This is a genomic window from Pseudomonas sp. URMO17WK12:I11 (assembly GCF_007677725.1).
Classification (GTDB): domain Bacteria; phylum Pseudomonadota; class Gammaproteobacteria; order Pseudomonadales; family Pseudomonadaceae; genus Aquipseudomonas.
Window position 1 is genome coordinate 1 of record NZ_VEDF01000020.1, and the last position, 16,433, is coordinate 16,433.

The 16,433-nt window shown below is 62.4% G+C and carries 14 protein-coding genes; 8 read left to right on the forward strand and 6 right to left on the reverse strand.

Features of this window, described 5'->3' with window-relative positions:
- Positions 1–269: 269 nt before the first annotated feature.
- Complete coding sequence (locus FS665_RS22770) at positions 270–1,154, reverse strand: LysR substrate-binding domain-containing protein (protein ID WP_145193557.1); 885 nt, start codon at positions 1,152–1,154, stop codon at positions 270–272.
- 153 nt (positions 1,155–1,307) lie between these two features.
- On the opposite strand from FS665_RS22770, the gene FS665_RS22775 reads away from it, so the two are divergent.
- Complete coding sequence (locus FS665_RS22775; protein WP_145193558.1) at positions 1,308–4,328, forward strand: FAD-binding and (Fe-S)-binding domain-containing protein; 3,021 nt, start codon at positions 1,308–1,310, stop codon at positions 4,326–4,328.
- 38 nt (positions 4,329–4,366) lie between these two features.
- On the opposite strand, the gene FS665_RS22780 is transcribed toward FS665_RS22775, so the two are convergent.
- From FS665_RS22780 to phhA, 4 genes are all read right to left on the reverse strand, one after another.
- Positions 4,367–5,554, reverse strand: a complete 1,188-nt coding sequence (locus FS665_RS22780; protein ID WP_145193559.1) for an MFS transporter — start codon at positions 5,552–5,554, stop codon at positions 4,367–4,369.
- A 99-nt stretch (positions 5,555–5,653) separates the two neighbouring features.
- Positions 5,654–5,782 (reverse strand): hypothetical protein, encoded by a 129-nt coding sequence (locus FS665_RS23790; RefSeq protein ID WP_256208154.1) that lies wholly within the window; start codon positions 5,780–5,782, stop codon positions 5,654–5,656.
- Positions 5,783–5,994: 212 nt separating this feature from the next.
- On the reverse strand, positions 5,995–6,351 hold the full coding sequence (locus FS665_RS22785) for a 4a-hydroxytetrahydrobiopterin dehydratase (protein ID WP_145193560.1): 357 nt from the start codon (positions 6,349–6,351) through the stop codon (positions 5,995–5,997).
- A 37-nt stretch (positions 6,352–6,388) separates the two neighbouring features.
- Positions 6,389–7,177, reverse strand: coding sequence for a phenylalanine 4-monooxygenase (gene phhA, locus FS665_RS22790; RefSeq protein ID WP_145193561.1), 789 nt, complete (start codon positions 7,175–7,177; stop codon positions 6,389–6,391).
- A 255-nt stretch (positions 7,178–7,432) separates the two neighbouring features.
- Between phhA and FS665_RS22795 the strand changes: the two genes are divergently transcribed.
- A complete protein-coding gene (locus tag FS665_RS22795; protein ID WP_145193563.1) occupies positions 7,433–8,992 on the forward strand; it encodes a sigma-54-dependent transcriptional regulator in 1,560 nt (519 codons plus the stop codon).
- A 72-nt stretch (positions 8,993–9,064) separates the two neighbouring features.
- Here FS665_RS22795 and FS665_RS22800 read toward each other — a convergent pair whose 3' ends face one another.
- The gene (locus tag FS665_RS22800) at positions 9,065–9,319 is read right to left on the reverse strand and encodes a DUF2790 domain-containing protein (RefSeq protein ID WP_145193565.1); all 255 of its coding nucleotides are present in this window, start codon (positions 9,317–9,319) and stop codon (positions 9,065–9,067) included.
- Positions 9,320–9,738: 419 nt separating this feature from the next.
- On the opposite strand from FS665_RS22800, the gene acs reads away from it, so the two are divergent.
- From acs to argR, 6 genes are all read left to right on the forward strand, one after another.
- Entirely contained in the window at positions 9,739–11,700 is a 1,962-nt protein-coding gene (gene acs / locus FS665_RS22805) for an acetate--CoA ligase (protein ID WP_145193567.1), read from the forward strand.
- Positions 11,701–12,179: 479 nt separating this feature from the next.
- Positions 12,180–12,965 (forward strand): ABC transporter substrate-binding protein, encoded by a 786-nt coding sequence (locus tag FS665_RS22810; RefSeq protein WP_145193569.1) that lies wholly within the window; start codon positions 12,180–12,182, stop codon positions 12,963–12,965.
- Between the two features lie 90 nt (positions 12,966–13,055).
- Entirely contained in the window at positions 13,056–13,745 is a 690-nt protein-coding gene (locus FS665_RS22815; RefSeq protein ID WP_145193571.1) for an ABC transporter permease, read from the forward strand.
- A complete protein-coding gene (locus FS665_RS22820) occupies positions 13,742–14,440 on the forward strand; it encodes an ABC transporter permease (RefSeq protein ID WP_145193574.1) in 699 nt (232 codons plus the stop codon). The genes FS665_RS22815 and FS665_RS22820 overlap by 4 nt, the downstream gene beginning before the upstream one ends.
- Positions 14,441–14,462: 22 nt before the next feature.
- The gene (locus FS665_RS22825) at positions 14,463–15,227 is read left to right on the forward strand and encodes an ABC transporter ATP-binding protein (RefSeq protein ID WP_145193576.1); all 765 of its coding nucleotides are present in this window, start codon (positions 14,463–14,465) and stop codon (positions 15,225–15,227) included.
- Positions 15,228–15,326: 99 nt separating this feature from the next.
- A complete protein-coding gene (argR, locus tag FS665_RS22830; protein WP_145193578.1) occupies positions 15,327–16,307 on the forward strand; it encodes a transcriptional regulator ArgR in 981 nt (326 codons plus the stop codon).
- The last annotated feature ends 126 nt before the right edge of the window (positions 16,308–16,433 follow it).

The window sequence follows — 16,433 nt, forward strand, 5'->3', positions numbered from 1 at the left end:
GCTCGCGATGCGCCGCGCGGGCGGCGCTCGATTTCAGCACCACCCTCAAACCCAAGGCATGCACCCCAGGCGCAACCAGATCTCAACCCTTGTCAGCCGGTGACGCGATTATCAGTCATGCGCCACAAGGTTCGCGCGCAAATCCCATAGGAATAACTGGCCCGAAACAAACGTAGGAGCGAGCGCTAGCTCGCGATGCGCCGCGCGGGCGGCGCTCGATTTCAGCACCACCCTCAAACCCAAGGCATGCACCCCAGGCGCAACCGTCATCAGATCTGCTCCAGCAACCAGCTGCGAAATGCCCTTAGCGAGGGCAGCGCCTCATTGCGTGGTGGGTAGATCAGGTAATAACTGCGCTGACTGGCAAAGGCCGCACCGGGGCTGTACAGCTCGCCCTTGGTCAGTTCTTCCTGCACCAGAATCCTCGGCACCAAGCCGATGCCAATCCCCGCGCGCACCGCCTGAATCAGGTGCGAGGTCAGTTCGAAGCTCGGCCCCAGGCGCATCGAGCGGTGGGCCAGGCCGTGATGGGAAAACCATTCGCCCCAGGCGTGGGGGTTGTTGGCGACATTGAGCAGCACTTCTTCGCTGATCCGTGCCGGGCTCCAACCATGAGCGGCAGCGCCGGCCTGCGGCGGCAGGATCACCACCAATTCCTCGGCATGCAGGCGATGACACAGCAGTCCAGGCAGGTCATGGCTGGCCACAGCGATGGCCGCATCGATCTCGCTGGTGTCGAAATTGATCGCTTCGATGCGTGAATGAATATGCACCAGCATCCCGGGGTGCGCGTTATAGAACGCATGCAGGCGCGGCAGCAGCCACTTCGAGCCGAAAGTTGGCAACGTCGCCAGGCGCAAGGTGCCGACGCCTGATTGATAAGCCAGCGCCTGCAAGGTGGCGCTGCGAATGCGCCCGAGGGCTTCACTCAGTTCGCGCTGATAGAGCCTGCCGACATCGGTGAGCTGGACCTGGCGACCCTCGCGGCGAAACAGATTCAGGCCCAATTGTTGTTCCAGTGCCTGGACCTGCCGGCTGACGGCGCTCTGGGTCAGCGACAGCTCGGCGGCGGCGCGGGTGTAGCTTTCATGCCGAGCGGCGGCCTCGAAAGCCAGCAGCAGCGACATGGAAGGGGTGAGGTGGCGGTAATTCATTCATGAAAGTCATCGATAGCGGCAGGATTATCCGTTTGCCCCTGGGGCGAAACTACAGGAACATTGGCCCATGCGTCATCCCGGCATCAAACCATGCATGCCGGGACGACAGGATTTCCGTGATTACGCTCATTATCAAGAGGCCATCCTTCGATGATCGCCCAGTTGCCGACCCCTGCGCCTAGCGCCGACTATCCAGCCTTCCTCCAGGCCCTGCGCAGCAGCGGCTTTCGCGGGCAGATCAGCGCCGATTACGCCACCCGCACCGTGCTGGCTACCGATAACTCCATCTACCAGCGCCTGCCCCAGGCCGCCGTGTTCCCGCTCGATGCCGACGACGTGGCACACGTTGCCCGCTTGATGGCCGAGCCGCGCTTCCAGGCGATCAAGCTGACCCCGCGCGGCGGCGGTACTGGGACCAATGGCCAGTCGCTGACCGACGGCATCGTCGTCGACTTGTCGCGGCACATGAACCAGATTCTCGAAATCAACGTCGAGCAGCGTTGGGTGCGGGTGCAGGCCGGTACCGTCAAGGACCAGCTCAATGCCGCGCTCAAGCCGCACGGCCTGTTCTTCGCGCCTGAGCTGTCGACCTCCAACCGTGCCACCGTCGGCGGCATGATCAACACCGACGCCAGCGGCCAGGGCAGTTGCACCTACGGCAAGACCCGCGATCACGTGCTGGAATTGCACAGCGTGCTGCTTGGCGGCGAACGCCTGCACAGCTTGCCGCTCGATGACGCCGCGCTGGAACAGGCCTGTGCTAGCCCTGGCCGGGTCGGCGAGGTGTACCGCATGGCTCGGGACATCCAGCACACCCAGCGCGAGCTGATCGAGACCACCTTCCCCAAGCTCAACCGCTGCCTCACCGGCTACGACCTGGCCCACCTGCGCGACGAGCAGGGCCGCTTCAACCTCAACAGCGTGCTGTGCGGAGCTGAAGGCTCGCTGGGCTATGTGGTCGAGGCCAAGCTCAATGTGCTGCCGATTCCCAAGTATGCCGTGCTGGTCAACGTACGCTACGCAAGCTTCATGGACGCGCTGCGCGATGCCAATGCCTTGATGGCGCTCAAGCCGCTGTCGATCGAGACAGTGGATTCCAAGGTGCTGATGCTGGCGATGAAGGACATCGTCTGGCACAGCGTCGCCGAATACTTCCCGGCCGACCCTGCGCGTGCGACCCTGGGCATCAACCTGGTGGAGTTCTGCGGCGACGAGCCGGCTGAGGTCAATGCGCGGGTGCAGGCATTCATCGACCACTTGCAGAGCGACAGCAGCGTCGAGCGCCTGGGCCATACCCTGGCCGAGGGCGCCGAGGCGGTGACCCGCGTCTACACCATGCGCAAGCGCTCGGTGGGCTTGCTGGGCAACGTCGAGGGCGAGGTACGCCCGCAACCTTTTGTCGAAGACACCGCCGTACCCCCGGAGCGATTGGCCGACTACATCGCCGATTTTCGCGCGCTGCTCGACGGCTACGGCCTGGCCTACGGCATGTTCGGCCACGTCGACGCCGGCGTGCTGCACGTGCGCCCAGCGCTGGACATGAAAGACCCCGCCCAGGCCGCACTGGTCAAGCCGATCTCCGATGCGGTGGCGGCGTTGACCAAGCGCTATGGCGGCCTGCTGTGGGGCGAGCACGGCAAGGGCCTGCGTTCGGAATACGTGCCTGAATACTTTGGCGAGTTGTATCCGTCCCTGCAGCGCCTCAAAGGCGCCTTCGACCCGCATAATCAGCTCAATCCGGGCAAGATCTGCACACCGCCCGACAGCGCCGAGGGCCTGACCAAGGTCGATGGCGTGACCCTGCGTGGCGACCTCGACCGGACCATCGATGAACGCGTGTGGCAGGACTTCCCCAGCGCCGTGCACTGCAATGGCAATGGCGCTTGCTACAACTACGACCCCAACGATGCCATGTGCCCGTCGTGGAAGGCCACCCGCGAACGCCAGCACTCGCCCAAGGGCCGGGCGTCGTTGATGCGAGAATGGCTGCGCCTGCAAGGCGAGGCCGACATCGATGTGCTGGCCGCGGCGCGCAACAAGGTTTCATGGCTCAAAGGGCTGCCGAGCCGGCTGCGTAACAACCGGGCACGTGGCCAGGGCCAGGCGGACTTTTCCCACGAGGTCTATGACGCCATGGCCGGCTGCCTGGCGTGCAAGTCGTGCGCGGGGCAGTGCCCGATCAAGGTCAACGTGCCAGACTTTCGTTCACGTTTTCTTGAGCTGTACCACGGTCGCTATCAGCGGCCGGTGCGTGACTACCTGATCGGTTCGCTGGAATTCACCATACCCTACCTGGCCCATGCACCGGCCCTGTACAACGCGGTCATGGGCTCGAAGTGGGTCGGCAAACTGCTGGCCAACCAGGTCGGCATGGTCGACAGCCCGCTGATCAGCCGCTTCAACTTTCAGTCGACGCTGACCCGTTGCCGCGTCGGCGTGGCCAGCGTGCCGGCGCTGCGTGAACTGACGCCGGCCCAGCGCGAGCGCAGCATCGTGCTGGTGCAGGATGCCTTCACCCGCTATTTCGAGACGCCGCTGCTGGCCGCGTTCATCGAGTTGGCGCATCGCCTGGGTCACCGGGTCTTCCTGGCGCCGTACAGCGCCAACGGCAAACCGCTGCACGTGCAGGGTTTTCTCGGCGCGTTCGCCAAAGCGGCGATCCGCAACGCCACGCAGCTCAAAGCCCTGGCCGACTGTGGCGTGCCATTGGTGGGGCTGGACCCGGCAATGACCCTGGTCTATCGCCAGGAGTACCAGAAGGTACCGGGCCTCGAAAACTGCCCGCACGTCAGGCTGCCGCAGGAGTGGCTGATGGACGTGCTGCCGGAGCAGGCGCCGACTGCGCCTGGCAATTTCCGGCTGTTGGCGCACTGCACCGAGAAGACCAACGTGCCGGCCAGTACCAAGCAGTGGGAGCAGGTGTTCGCGCGCCTGGGCCTGCAATTGGTGACCGAAGCCACCGGCTGCTGTGGCATGTCGGGAACCTACGGGCATGAGGCGCGTAATCAAGCGACGTCGCGGACCCTCTTCGAGCAGTCCTGGGCGAGCAAGCTGGACAAGCAGGGCGAGGCGCTGGCGACCGGCTACTCGTGCCGCAGCCAGGTCAAGCGCATGACCGAACGGCAGCTGCGTCACCCGCTGGAGGTGGTGTTGCAGTACGCCAGGCGCTGACCTCAAGGAAGCTGGGGGCCGCGAAGCAGCCCTCAGCGTTATTGATCGCGCACGATCCGGGCCTGGCGGTACAGATACAGACTCAACACCAGCCCACAGCATGCCGCCGCTGCTGCGAACAGGAACATCGAGGCAAAACCGAAGCCCGAGGCCACTGCGCCAACCAGTGGCCCGGTGACGCCCAGCGACAAATCGATGAACAGCGAATAAGCGCCGACCGCCGCACCGCGGTTGGCCGCCGAGACCTGGTTGACCGCCTCCACCCCCAGTGCCGGAAAGACCAGGGAAAAGCCGAAGCCACTCAACGCAGCGCCGGCCAGTGCCAGCTCGGCATTGGGCGCCAGCCATAGCATCAGCAACCCGAGGGTTTCCACCGACAGGCAGGCGATCGCCACACGAAAACCGCCGATCCGGTTGATCAGATTGCCGAACAGCAACCGCGCGCAAATGAAACTGGCGCCGAACAGGCTCAGGGTCAATGCCGCATTCGTCCACCCACGGCTGGCGTAATACAGGGTGATGAACGTGGCGATGGTGCCAAAGCCGATCGAACCCAGGGCAAGGCCCGAGCCGTGGGGGAACACCTTGCCCAGCACCTGCATGAATGGCAGGCGTTTGCCACTGACCACAGGTGCTGCGCGCTTAGGCCAGGCCAGCAACAGACCCAGGCCGCACAGCAGCAGGATGCTCACGCCCATGCTCCACAAGCCCAGAGCCTTGACCATCAGTACGCCCAGAGGGGCCCCGATGGCCAGCGCGCCATAGCTGGCGATGCCGTTCCAGGAAATCACCTTGGCGGTGTGTTCGGCGCCGACCCGGCCGATGCCCCAGCCAATCGACCCGGAGCCGACCAGGCTCTCGGCGCTACCGAGCACCAGGCGCCCCACCAGCAAACAGGCAAGGCTCAGCCACGGCAAGTGGGTCAGGAAGGCGCAGGCGAGCATGAACACCCCGCTCAGGCCGCAACCGGCCAGGCCGTACATCACAGCCTTCTTGCTGCCGAGGTTATCGATGATGCGGCTGGCGGTTGGCCGGCTGAGCAGGGTCGCCAGGTACTGGACGCTGATCACCAGGCCTGCGATGACGGCGCTGAAGCCCAGATCGCTGTGCACGTAGCCTGGCAGCACCGCCAGGGGAATGCCGATGTTCAGATAACCGATGAAGGTGAAGAGGACGATGGAGACGACTTGCAGGGTGACCGCAAGAGGGCGCGGTGAATCAGGCATGGGGGTCTTCGTGGCAGAGGTTCGTGACGGTGTGAAAACGCGTTGACGGCGGTAGTCCGCAAGTCAGCCGTTTTCACACTGTCGAGGGGATGCGCGGTTTTATTCCTGGTCAGCGCTGGATTGGTCGTCACCGTCCTGGTCGACGGCAGGCGTCGGCTCGGCATGAACGGTCACGGTTGGCTCTTCTGGGTTCAGGCTTGGGAAGGGAAGATTCGGGATTTCATGCATCTCGTCGTTCCTCGCAAGTGTGAGTGAAAAGTCTGCGCCAGGCGCGTTTGGAGCTTCGGGAAGCTGGGGCAGGATACACAAGTCTGGATGACAGTTTGTAAAAAATCCCGATCGTTTGTCGATTTAACGCGCTGGCGGCAGGCGCTCGTCCGATGGCGGCGTGCCCCGAAACGCGTGCCGACAACGGCGCACGCCGGGGCCGTGGTCCCGGATTACTTACGCCCTTCAGCGGTCTCGGCGACCTTGTCGGTGCGGGCGCACATGATGAAGTCATTGCGGTGCAGGCCTTTGATCGAATGGCTCCACCAGGTCACCGTGACCTTGCCCCATTCAGTCAGCAAGCCTGGGTGATGGCCTTCGGCTTCAGCGATCTCGCCGACGGCATTGGTAAAGGCCAGGGCGTGCTTGAAGTTCTTGAACAGGAAGACGCGCTCCAGCTCCATGTGGCCATCGCGCACTTCGATGCTCCAGTCCGGAATTTCGCGAATCAGCTCGGCCAGTTCGTCGTCGGTGACCTTTGGCGCATCGGCGCGGCAGGCTTCGCAATGGGCTTGATTCAAGGCATTCATGGTGTTTTTCCGCTTCGAGTTGTTGTCGGCTGGCTGCTCAGGCAGCGACCTTGGGTGGGAATTTCGGCGCATGCAAGCCTAGCTGCATGGCATGCTGGACCATGCCCATGATGTCTTCATGGGCCAGGTCGAACAGGCGTTTCATGTTGGGCAGCACGAAGTACAGCGGCTGCAGGATGTCGATCCGGTACGGCGTGCGCATTGCCTCGATCGGATCGAAGGCCTGGTGCTCTGGCGCACTGGAAAGACTGTAGACGGTCTCCTTGGGCGAGGAGAGGATGCCTCCGCCGTAGATCTTGCGCCCTTGGGGCGTCTCCATCAGGCCGAACTCGATGGTCATCCAGTACAGGCGCGCGAGGTAGACCCGCTGTTCCTTGCTGGCCGCGAGGCCCAGCTTGCCGTAGGTGTGGGTGAATTCAGCGAAGAACGGGTTGGTCAGCAGCGGGCAGTGGCCGAAGATCTCATGGAAGATGTCCGGCTCTTGCAGGTAGTCCAGTTCTTCGGGGGTACGGATGAACGTGGCGACCGGAAAGCGTTTGCTGGCCAGTAGCTCGAAAAAGGTCTGGAAGGGAATCAGCGCGGGCACCCGGGCAACCTGCCAGCCGGTGGTGGCAGCCAGCACCTTGTTGACCTCGCCCAGCTGCGGGACGCGCTCGTGGGGAAGGTTGAGCTGGTCGATGCCGTCCAGGTACTCCTGGCACGCGCGGCCCTCGATGACCTTGAGCTGGCGAGTGATCAGGGTATTCCACACTTCATGCTCTTGCTCGGGGTAGTCGATGAAACCCTGAGCATTGGGCTCGCGTGCCACGTAGTGCGTCTGTTTCATGAAGCTCTCCTGGTGGGGGCTCTTGTTATTTTGTCCACGACATGAGCCAGGAATATCCGTTGGCGCGACGATTTGCACGGGGCTGATGCGGTAGGCGAGGCTATCGAAAGTCAGTTTTCGTAACGATAATTTTACAAACTGGCGACAGATCCGCAAAATCGCTGCCAATGGCAGGCGCCAACGCGCTGTTCTGTCAGCTTATCTTTACGATTATTTCCCAACGCTAGGCGAAAGCTGCGCCTGCTCGAGAGTTCTATGCGTATCAAGGTCCACTGCCAGAACCGTATCGGCATCCTTCGCGACATCCTCAACCTGCTGGTGGAGTACGGCATCAACGTACTGCGCGGCGAGGTGGGCGGTGATCACGGCAATGCCATCTATCTGCACTGCCCGAACCTGATCAACCTGCAGTTCCAGGCACTGCGACCGAAGTTCGAATCGATCGGTGGGGTGTTTGGCGTCAAACGTGTCGGCCTGATGCCCAGCGAGCGCCGCCACATGGAACTCAACGCCCTGCTGGGCGCGCTGGATTTCCCCGTGCTGTCGGTCGACATGGGCGGCAGCATCGTCGCCGCCAACCGCACGGCGGCCCAGTTGCTTGGGGTACGCGTCGACGAGGTGCCAGGCATGCCCCTGGCGCGCTATGTCGAGGATTTCGACCTGCCTGAACTGGTTCGCGCCAACCAGTCGCGGATCAATGGCTTGCGGGTCAAGGTCAAGGGCGACGTGTTCCTGGCCGACATCGCTCCGCTGCAGTCGGAGCACGATGACAGCGAAGCTTTGGCCGGCGCCGTATTGACGTTGCACCGCGCCGACCGCATCGGTGAGCGCATCTATAACGTACGCAAGCAGGAGCTGCGCGGTTTCGACAGCATTTTCCAGAGCTCGCGGGTAATGGCCGCGGTGGTGCGCGAGGCCCGGCGCATGGCGCCGCTCGATGCGCCTTTGCTGATCGAGGGCGAAACCGGTACCGGCAAGGAGCTGCTGGCGCGCGCCTGCCACCTGGCCAGCCCGCGCGGCCAGGCACCATTGATGGCGCTCAACTGTGCCGGACTGCCGGAATCGATGGCCGAGACCGAGTTGTTCGGGTATGGCCCCGGGGCCTTCGAGGGCGCCCGGGCAGAGGGCAAGCTAGGGCTGCTGGAACTGACTGCAGGCGGCACGCTGTTCCTCGATGGGGTGGGGGAGATGAGCCCACGCCTGCAGGTGAAGTTGCTGCGTTTTCTGCAGGACGGTTGCTTTCGCAGGGTCGGCAGCGATGAAGAGGTGTACCTGGATGTGCGAGTGATCTGCGCGACCCAGGTCGATCTTTCCGAGCTGTGCGCCCGCGGCGAGTTCCGTCAGGACTTGTATCACCGGCTCAATGTGCTCTCGCTGCAGATTCCGCCGCTGCGCGAATGCATGGATGGTCTTGAAGGGTTGATGCAGCACTTTCTCGACCAGGCCAGTCGGCAGATCGGTTGCGCGCTGCCGCGGCTGGCGCCTGCTGCCATGGAAAAACTTGGCCAGTACCATTGGCCGGGCAATGTGCGGCAATTGGAAAACGTGCTGTTTCAGGCCGTTTCATTGTGTGAAGGCGGTGTGGTGAAAAGCGAGCATGTTCGCCTGCCCGATTATGGTGTGCGTCAACCTTTGGGCGAGTTTTCCCTCGAAGGTGATCTTGCGCAAATAGTGGGACGATTTGAAAAAGCGGTATTGGAAAGTTTGCTCAGCGACTACCCCAGCAGCCGCGCGTTGGGTAAGCGCCTGGGGGTTTCGCATACGACAATTGCCAATAAGTTGCGCGATTATTCATTGAGCAAGTCAACGCAATAATCTTTGATATACAACGCTCGTAGCGAAGGGGGCGCACGGCCCCCTGATTCGCCGCTATCCGCCTCGCCGCTATCAACCGTTAGAGCAGCCGTTGCCCATCACGCGGTATTCGAGGATATGCTTCTGGCCCTGGGAGTCTTCATAGGTCATGCGCGCCGGTACGACTTCGCACACGTTTGGCACGGCGCTCATGGACAGTACGCGAGCGATATCTAAGTGTTGCGAATAGTCGTACTGTTCAACCGGAATCTGCTCGGCGTCATTCGCCTCGCCGGCCATTGCCGTTGCGCACAGGCCGCCGAGTACCAATACCAGTAAAGCTTTCATGTTCTGTTTACCTGTCTAAGGTCGTGAGGAGGCACGCGGCACTTGTGGCGCCGCGCTGTTGCCAAGGGAGTTGCATTGAAGTAGTGAAGGATTAACCGCTTGCCATCGTGGGGGCTGTTTACAGTAGTTAATCGCATTGCCGTTGCTGGCGAAATAAATGTTAAGCCCGTGCAACTTAGAGAAACAGACAAGGTTTTGATAAAGTTTTTCGGTCTTTTAACAGAATCTGTAACAATCCTGCCGCAGGCGTGATGCCGCTCACGCCTGGCATCGCTGGCCCCCGCGCACTAGAGCGTTGCGCGGCAGTTACGGCAGTTGCTGTGCGGCGCCGCTACTACCATCGTCGTATGGTCTTTGCCGCTCTGGTACAGTTACAAACGGTTCCATACAAAAACAACTATTACACCGAGGTAACACAGATGAGTGCGGCTCCACTGTATCCCGTTCGTCCCGAGGTTGCGGCCACTACCCTGACCGACGAGGCCACCTACAAGGCCATGTACCAGCAATCGGTGATCAACCCGGATGGCTTCTGGCGCGAACAAGCCCAGCGCCTGGACTGGATCAAGCCGTTCACCAAGGTCAAGCAGACCTCGTTCGACGATCATCATGTCGACATCAAGTGGTTCGCCGACGGCACCTTGAATGTGTCCTCCAACTGCCTGGACCGTCACCTCGAAGAGCGCGGCGACCAGTTGGCGATCATCTGGGAAGGCGACGACCCTTCCGAACATCGCGACATCACCTACCGCGAACTGCACGAGCAGGTCTGCAAATTCGCCAACGCCCTGCGTGGTCAGGACGTGCACCGCGGCGATGTGGTGACCATCTACATGCCAATGATCCCGGAGGCCGTGGTCGCCATGCTGGCTTGCGCGCGTATCGGCGCAATCCATTCGGTCGTGTTCGGTGGCTTCTCGCCCGAGGCGTTGGCCGGGCGCATCATCGACTGCAAGTCCAAGGTGGTGATCACCGCCGACGAGGGCGTGCGTGGCGGGCGTCGTACACCGCTGAAGGCCAATGTCGACCTTGCCCTGACCAACCCAGAAACCAACAGCGTGCAGAAAATCATCGTGTGCAAGCGCACCGGTGGCGAGATCGCCTGGCACCAGCACCGCGACATCTGGTACGAAGACCTGATGAAGGTTGCTTCAAGCCACTGCGCACCGAAAGAAATGGGCGCCGAAGAGCCGCTGTTCATCCTCTATACCTCCGGCTCCACCGGCAAGCCCAAGGGCGTGCTGCACACCACCGGCGGCTATCTGGTCTATGCCGCGCTGACCCACGAGCGGGTGTTCGACTACCGCCCGGGCGAGGTGTACTGGTGCACCGCTGACGTAGGTTGGGTGACCGGCCACAGCTACATCGTCTACGGCCCGTTGGCCAACGGGGCGACCACCTTGCTGTTCGAAGGGGTGCCGAACTACCCGGATATCACCCGCGTGTCGAAGATCGTCGACAAGCACAAGGTCAACATCCTCTATACCGCGCCTACTGCCATCCGCGCCATGATGGCCGAAGGGCAGGCTGCGGTGGCCGGGGCCGATGGCTCCAGCCTGCGCCTGCTCGGTTCGGTCGGTGAGCCGATCAACCCGGAAGCCTGGAACTGGTACTACAAGACCGTCGGCAAGGAGCGCTGCCCCATCGTCGACACTTGGTGGCAGACCGAGACCGGCGGCATCCTGATCAGCCCGTTGCCAGGCGCCACCGGCCTCAAACCGGGTTCGGCGACCCGTCCGTTCTTCGGCGTGGTGCCGGCGCTGGTGGATAACCTGGGCAACCTGATCGAAGGCGCGGCTGAGGGCAACCTGGTCATTCTCGACTCCTGGCCGGGCCAGTCGCGTTCGCTGTATGGCGATCATGACCGCTTCGTCGATACCTACTTCAAGACCTTCCGCGGCATGTACTTCACCGGCGACGGTGCGCGCCGCGACGAGGATGGCTACTACTGGATCACTGGCCGGGTGGATGACGTGCTGAACGTTTCCGGCCACCGCATGGGCACCGCCGAAATCGAGAGCGCGATGGTGGCCCACGCCAAGGTCGCCGAGGCCGCCGTGGTCGGCGTGCCGCACGACATCAAGGGCCAGGGCATCTATGTCTACGTCACCCTCAATGCCGGCGTCGAGCCCAGCGAACAATTGCGCCTGGAGCTGAAGAACTGGGTGCGCAAGGAAATCGGCCCGATCGCCTCGCCGGATGTGATCCAGTGGGCGCCGGGCCTGCCGAAAACCCGTTCGGGCAAGATCATGCGGCGTATCCTGCGCAAGATCGCCACCGCCGAGTACGATGCGCTGGGTGACATCTCGACGTTGGCCGATCCGGGCGTGGTGCAGCACCTGATCGATACCCATAAATCGATGAACCTGGCCAGCGCCTGATCGTCGCTGCGCTGCTTCCTGAAACCCCGCTCGGTCAACCGGCGGGGTTTTTGCTTGCCTGTTACCCGGCATTCATCGGTAACTCATCTGTCACCGCGTTCGCCCAGCATCGGGGCATGCGGGAACACCCTGCGTCAGGGTGGCGCAGCGCCGAGCATCCGTAGGGCAAAGGGAAACGCTGCACTTGCCGTATTCTTAGGCTTTGCCAATAATAGGCCCAGTAATTGCTTGGCTTACAGGTTATTTCTCTTAGGCTCTTGCATGATTTGCAAAAGCTGTCAACATCGCCCGCCGCGATTTCAAGCGCTTCTGTAAGTAGTTGTCGCTTTGAAGAAATATCGACCACCGGGCTGTCGTTAAAATGCCACTCACTCGCTCGTGGTCTTCGATCGACCCTGCGCGGCTCGCGTTGTACCCATTCGCATGTCGGGCAGCTGTTACCCCTGCCTCGTATTGCCCCGTACCGATGGAGTTACCTGATGAAGAAGCTCGCACTGCTTGGCGCCCTGGCGCTTTCCGTGTTTTCCCTGGTATCGCAGGCCGATGAAAAACCACTGAAGATCGGCATTGAAGCCGCCTACCCACCGTTTGCCTTCAAGCAGCCAGACGGCAGCATCGCCGGTTTCGACTACGACATCGGCAACGCCCTGTGCGAAGAAATGAAGGCCAAATGCACCTGGGTCGAGCAAGAGTTCGACGGCCTGATCCCGGCGCTGAAAGTGCGCAAGATCGACGCCATCCTGTCGTCGATGTCGATCACCGAAGATCGCAAGAAGTCGGTTGACTTCACCAAGCGCTACTACCTGACCCCAGCGCGCCTGGTCATGAAGGACGGCACCACCGTCAGCGACAGCCTCGACGAGCTCAAAGGCAAGAAGATCGGCGTGCAGCGCGGTTCGATCCACGATCGCTTCGCCAAGGAAGTGCTGGCGCCCAAAGGCGCCACCGTGGTCCCGTATGGCACCCAGAACGAGATCTACCTGGATGTCGCGGCAGGCCGTCTGGACGGCACCGTGGCCGATGCTACCCTGCTCGAGGACGGCTTCCTGAAAACCGACGCCGGCAAGGGCTTCGCCTTCGTAGGTCCGGCCTTCACCGACGTCAAGTACTTCGGCGATGGCGTCGGCATTGCCGTGCGCAAGGGCGACAAGGCCAACGTCGAGCGCATCAACGCGGCCATCGACGCCATCCGCGCCAATGGCAAGTACAAGGAAATCGAGAAGAAGTACTTCAACTTCGACATCTACGGTCCTGACGCGAACTGACACGTCGGCCTCACCTGTGCAATGGTGCAAACAGCAGAAGCGCTGAGGTTTGCACCATTTTTCATTCTCAAGCCCTGAGGAATCCCAATCATGTTGAAAGGCTATGGGGCAGTCATCCTCGACGGGGCGTGGCTGACGCTACAGCTCGCCCTGTCGTCGATGGCCCTGGCCATCGTCCTCGGCCTCATCGGCGTCGCGCTGCGTTTGTCGCCGGTGCGCTGGCTGGCCTGGCTCGGGGATCTGTATTCCACGGTCATCCGCGGTATTCCCGACCTGGTGCTGATCCTGCTGATCTTCTATGGCGGCCAGGACATCATCAACCGCGTGGCGCCGCTGCTCGGCTACGATGACTACATCGACCTGAACCCTCTGGCTGCCGGCATCGGTACCCTGGGCTTCATTTTTGGCGCGTACCTGTCGGAAACCTTCCGCGGTGCGTTTCTCGGCATTCCCAAGGGCCAGGCCGAAGCCGGCGTGGCTTATGGCATGAGCGCCCGTCAGGTGTTCTTCCGCATCCAGGTACCACAGATGATCCGCCTGGCCATCCCTGGGTTCACCAACAACTGGCTGGTGCTGACCAAGGCCACCGCGCTGATCTCGGTGGTCGGCCTGCAGGACATGATGTTCAAGGCCAAGCAGGCAGCCGACGCCACCCGCGAGCCTTTCACGTTCTTCCTGGCGGTGGCGGCGCTGTACCTGGTCATCACCAGTATTTCGCTGCTGGCGCTGAAGTACCTCGAACGGCGTTACTCGGTCGGCGTCAAGGTGGCTGAACTATGATCTTCGATTACAACGTCATCTGGGAGGCCATGCCGCTGTACCTGGGCGGGCTGCTGACCACCCTCAAGCTGCTGGCGCTGTCGCTGCTGTTCGGCTTGCTCGCGGCCGTGCCCCTGGGGTTGATGCGGGTTTCGCGCCAGCCGTTGGTGAACATGAGCGCCTGGCTCTACACCTATGTGATCCGCGGTACGCCCATGCTGGTGCAACTGTTCCTCATCTACTACGGGCTGGCCCAGTTCGAGGCGGTGCGCGAGAGCATCTTCTGGCCGTGGCTGTCGAGCGCGACCTTCTGTGCGTGCCTGGCCTTCGCCGTCAACACCAGCGCCTACACGGCCGAGATCATCGCCGGCAGCCTCAAGGCCACGCCCCACGGTGAAATCGAAGCGGCCAAGGCCATGGGCATGTCGCGGATGAAGATGTACCGCCGCATCCTGCTGCCGTCGGCCTTGCGCCGCGCGCTGCCGCAGTACAGCAACGAAGTGATCATGATGCTGCAGACCACCAGCCTGGCGTCGATCGTCACCTTGATCGACATCACGGGGGCTGCGCGCACGGTCAATGCCCAGTACTACCTGCCTTTCGAGGCCTACATCACGGCGGGCGTGTTCTACCTGTGCCTGACCTTCATCCTCGTGCGCCTGTTCAAGATGGCCGAACGCCGCTGGCTCGGCTACCTGGCGCCGCGCAAGCACTGAACGCTCTGTGAGAACCGAAAGCATGTACAAACTCGAAGTCCAAGACCTGCACAAGCGCTACGGCAGCCACGAAGTGCTCAAGGGGGTATCCCTGGCGGCCAAGGCGGGCGATGTGATCAGCATCATCGGCTCCAGCGGCTCGGGCAAGTCGACCTTCCTGCGCTGCATCAACCTGCTCGAACAGCCCCACGCCGGCAAGATCCTGCTCAACAACGAAGCGCTCAAGCTGGTGCCGGGCAAGGACGGCGCACTCAAGGCGGCTGACCCGCGCCAGTTGCAACGCATGCGTTCGCGGCTGTCGATGGTGTTCCAGCATTTCAACCTGTGGTCGCACATGACTGCGCTCGAGAACATCATCGAGGCGCCGGTGCATGTCCTGGGGGTGAACAAGAAAGAAGCGCTGGAAAAGGCCGAGCATTACCTGGCCAAGGTTGGCGTGGCGCACCGCAAGGACGCCTTCCCTGGGCACATGTCCGGCGGCGAGCAGCAGCGCGTGGCCATCGCCCGCGCCCTGGCCATGGAGCCTGAGGTGATGTTGTTCGACGAACCGACCTCGGCGCTCGACCCCGAACTGGTCGGTGATGTGCTCAAGGTCATGCAGGCGCTGGCCCAGGAAGGCCGGACCATGGTGGTGGTGACCCACGAAATGGGCTTCGCCCGCGAAGTGTCGAACCAGCTGGTGTTCCTGCACAAGGGGCTGGTCGAAGAAACTGGCTGTCCGCGTGAGGTCCTGGCCAACCCGCAATCGGAGCGGCTCAAGCAGTTCCTCTCCGGCAGTCTGAAGTAAAGGCTGCCGCTTCGCACCAGAATAGGGCATGCTGCGCAGCACGCGCAGCGTGACCCGGCGCCCTCGCCACGAACGAATCCAGGTTTCGGACCGCACCCTATGACCACCCAGCGAATCGGTTTTCTCATCTGGCCAAGCACCAGGCCACTGACCCTGGCGCTGGCGGAGGAAGTATTGCAGGTGGCCCAGCGGGTGCATCCGGACGTGATCTATGACAGCGTGTTCCTGCAGGCCGAGGCTGCCGAGGAGGGCGCCTGGCGCCTGCCGGGCGAGCCGTGGAATGGCCGCCTGGAAGGCTGCCACAAGCTGTTCTTGCTGGCCGACGAGCCGCCGCAGGCCATGACCTCGGCACTCTCCACCGCCCTCAAGCAGCTCGCCCGCAGCGGCTGCCTGATCGGCGGCCTGTCGGCGGGTGTCTATCCGCTGGCGATGCTCGGCCTGCTCGATGGCTACCGCGCCGCAGTGCACTGGCGCTGGCAGGACGACTTCGCCGAACGCTTCCCCAAGGTCATCGCCACCAGCCACCTGTTCGACTGGGATCGCGATCGCCTGACGGCCTGTGGCGGCATGGCCGTGATCGATCTGTTGCTGGCGGTGCTGGCGCGCGATCACGGCGCCGAGCTGGCCGGGGCGGTGTCGGAAGAACTGGTGGTCGAGCGCATTCGTGAAGGCGGCGAGCGTCAGCGCATTCCGTTGCAGAACCGCCTGGGCTCGAGCCATCCGAAGCTGACCCAGGCGGTGCTGCTGATGGAGGCCAATATCGAGGAGCCGTTGACCACTGATGAGATCGCCCAGCACGTGTGCGTTTCGCGCCGTCAGTTGGAGCGCATCTTCAAGCAGTACCTGAACCGCGTGCCCAGCCAGTATTACCTTGAGCTGCGGCTGAACAAGGCGCGGCAGATGCTGATGCAGACCAGCAAGTCGATCATCCAGATCGGCTTGTCCTGTGGGTTTTCCTCGGGGCCGCATTTCTCCAGTGCGTACCGCAACTTCTTCGGCGCCACGCCGCGGGAGGACCGTAACCAGCGGCGCAGCAGCAGCCCGTTCGAGCTGAGCTCGGCACCGGCTGACAAGGGTTGAGATCTGGTTGCACCTGGGGTGCATGTCTTGGGTTTGAGGTGGTGCTGAGATCGAGCGCCGCCCGCGCGGCGCATCGCGAGCTAGCGCTCGCTCCTACGTTTGTTTCGGGCCAGTTATTCCTGTGGG

Coding starts and splice junctions, on each gene's coding strand:
- FS665_RS22770 (WP_145193557.1), bottom strand. CDS start 1,154: ATGAATTACCGCCACCTCACCCCTTCCATGTCGCTGCTGCTGGCTTTC.
- FS665_RS22775 (WP_145193558.1), top strand. CDS start 1,308: ATGATCGCCCAGTTGCCGACCCCTGCGCCTAGCGCCGACTATCCAGCC.
- FS665_RS22780 (WP_145193559.1), bottom strand. CDS start 5,554: ATGCCTGATTCACCGCGCCCTCTTGCGGTCACCCTGCAAGTCGTCTCC.
- FS665_RS23790 (WP_256208154.1), bottom strand. CDS start 5,782: ATGCATGAAATCCCGAATCTTCCCTTCCCAAGCCTGAACCCAGAAGAG.
- FS665_RS22785 (WP_145193560.1), bottom strand. CDS start 6,351: ATGAATGCCTTGAATCAAGCCCATTGCGAAGCCTGCCGCGCCGATGCG.
- phhA (WP_145193561.1), bottom strand. CDS start 7,177: ATGAAACAGACGCACTACGTGGCACGCGAGCCCAATGCTCAGGGTTTC.
- FS665_RS22795 (WP_145193563.1), top strand. CDS start 7,433: ATGCGTATCAAGGTCCACTGCCAGAACCGTATCGGCATCCTTCGCGAC.
- FS665_RS22800 (WP_145193565.1), bottom strand. CDS start 9,319: ATGAAAGCTTTACTGGTATTGGTACTCGGCGGCCTGTGCGCAACGGCA.
- acs (WP_145193567.1), top strand. CDS start 9,739: ATGAGTGCGGCTCCACTGTATCCCGTTCGTCCCGAGGTTGCGGCCACT.
- FS665_RS22810 (WP_145193569.1), top strand. CDS start 12,180: ATGAAGAAGCTCGCACTGCTTGGCGCCCTGGCGCTTTCCGTGTTTTCC.
- FS665_RS22815 (WP_145193571.1), top strand. CDS start 13,056: ATGTTGAAAGGCTATGGGGCAGTCATCCTCGACGGGGCGTGGCTGACG.
- FS665_RS22820 (WP_145193574.1), top strand. CDS start 13,742: ATGATCTTCGATTACAACGTCATCTGGGAGGCCATGCCGCTGTACCTG.
- FS665_RS22825 (WP_145193576.1), top strand. CDS start 14,463: ATGTACAAACTCGAAGTCCAAGACCTGCACAAGCGCTACGGCAGCCAC.
- argR (WP_145193578.1), top strand. CDS start 15,327: ATGACCACCCAGCGAATCGGTTTTCTCATCTGGCCAAGCACCAGGCCA.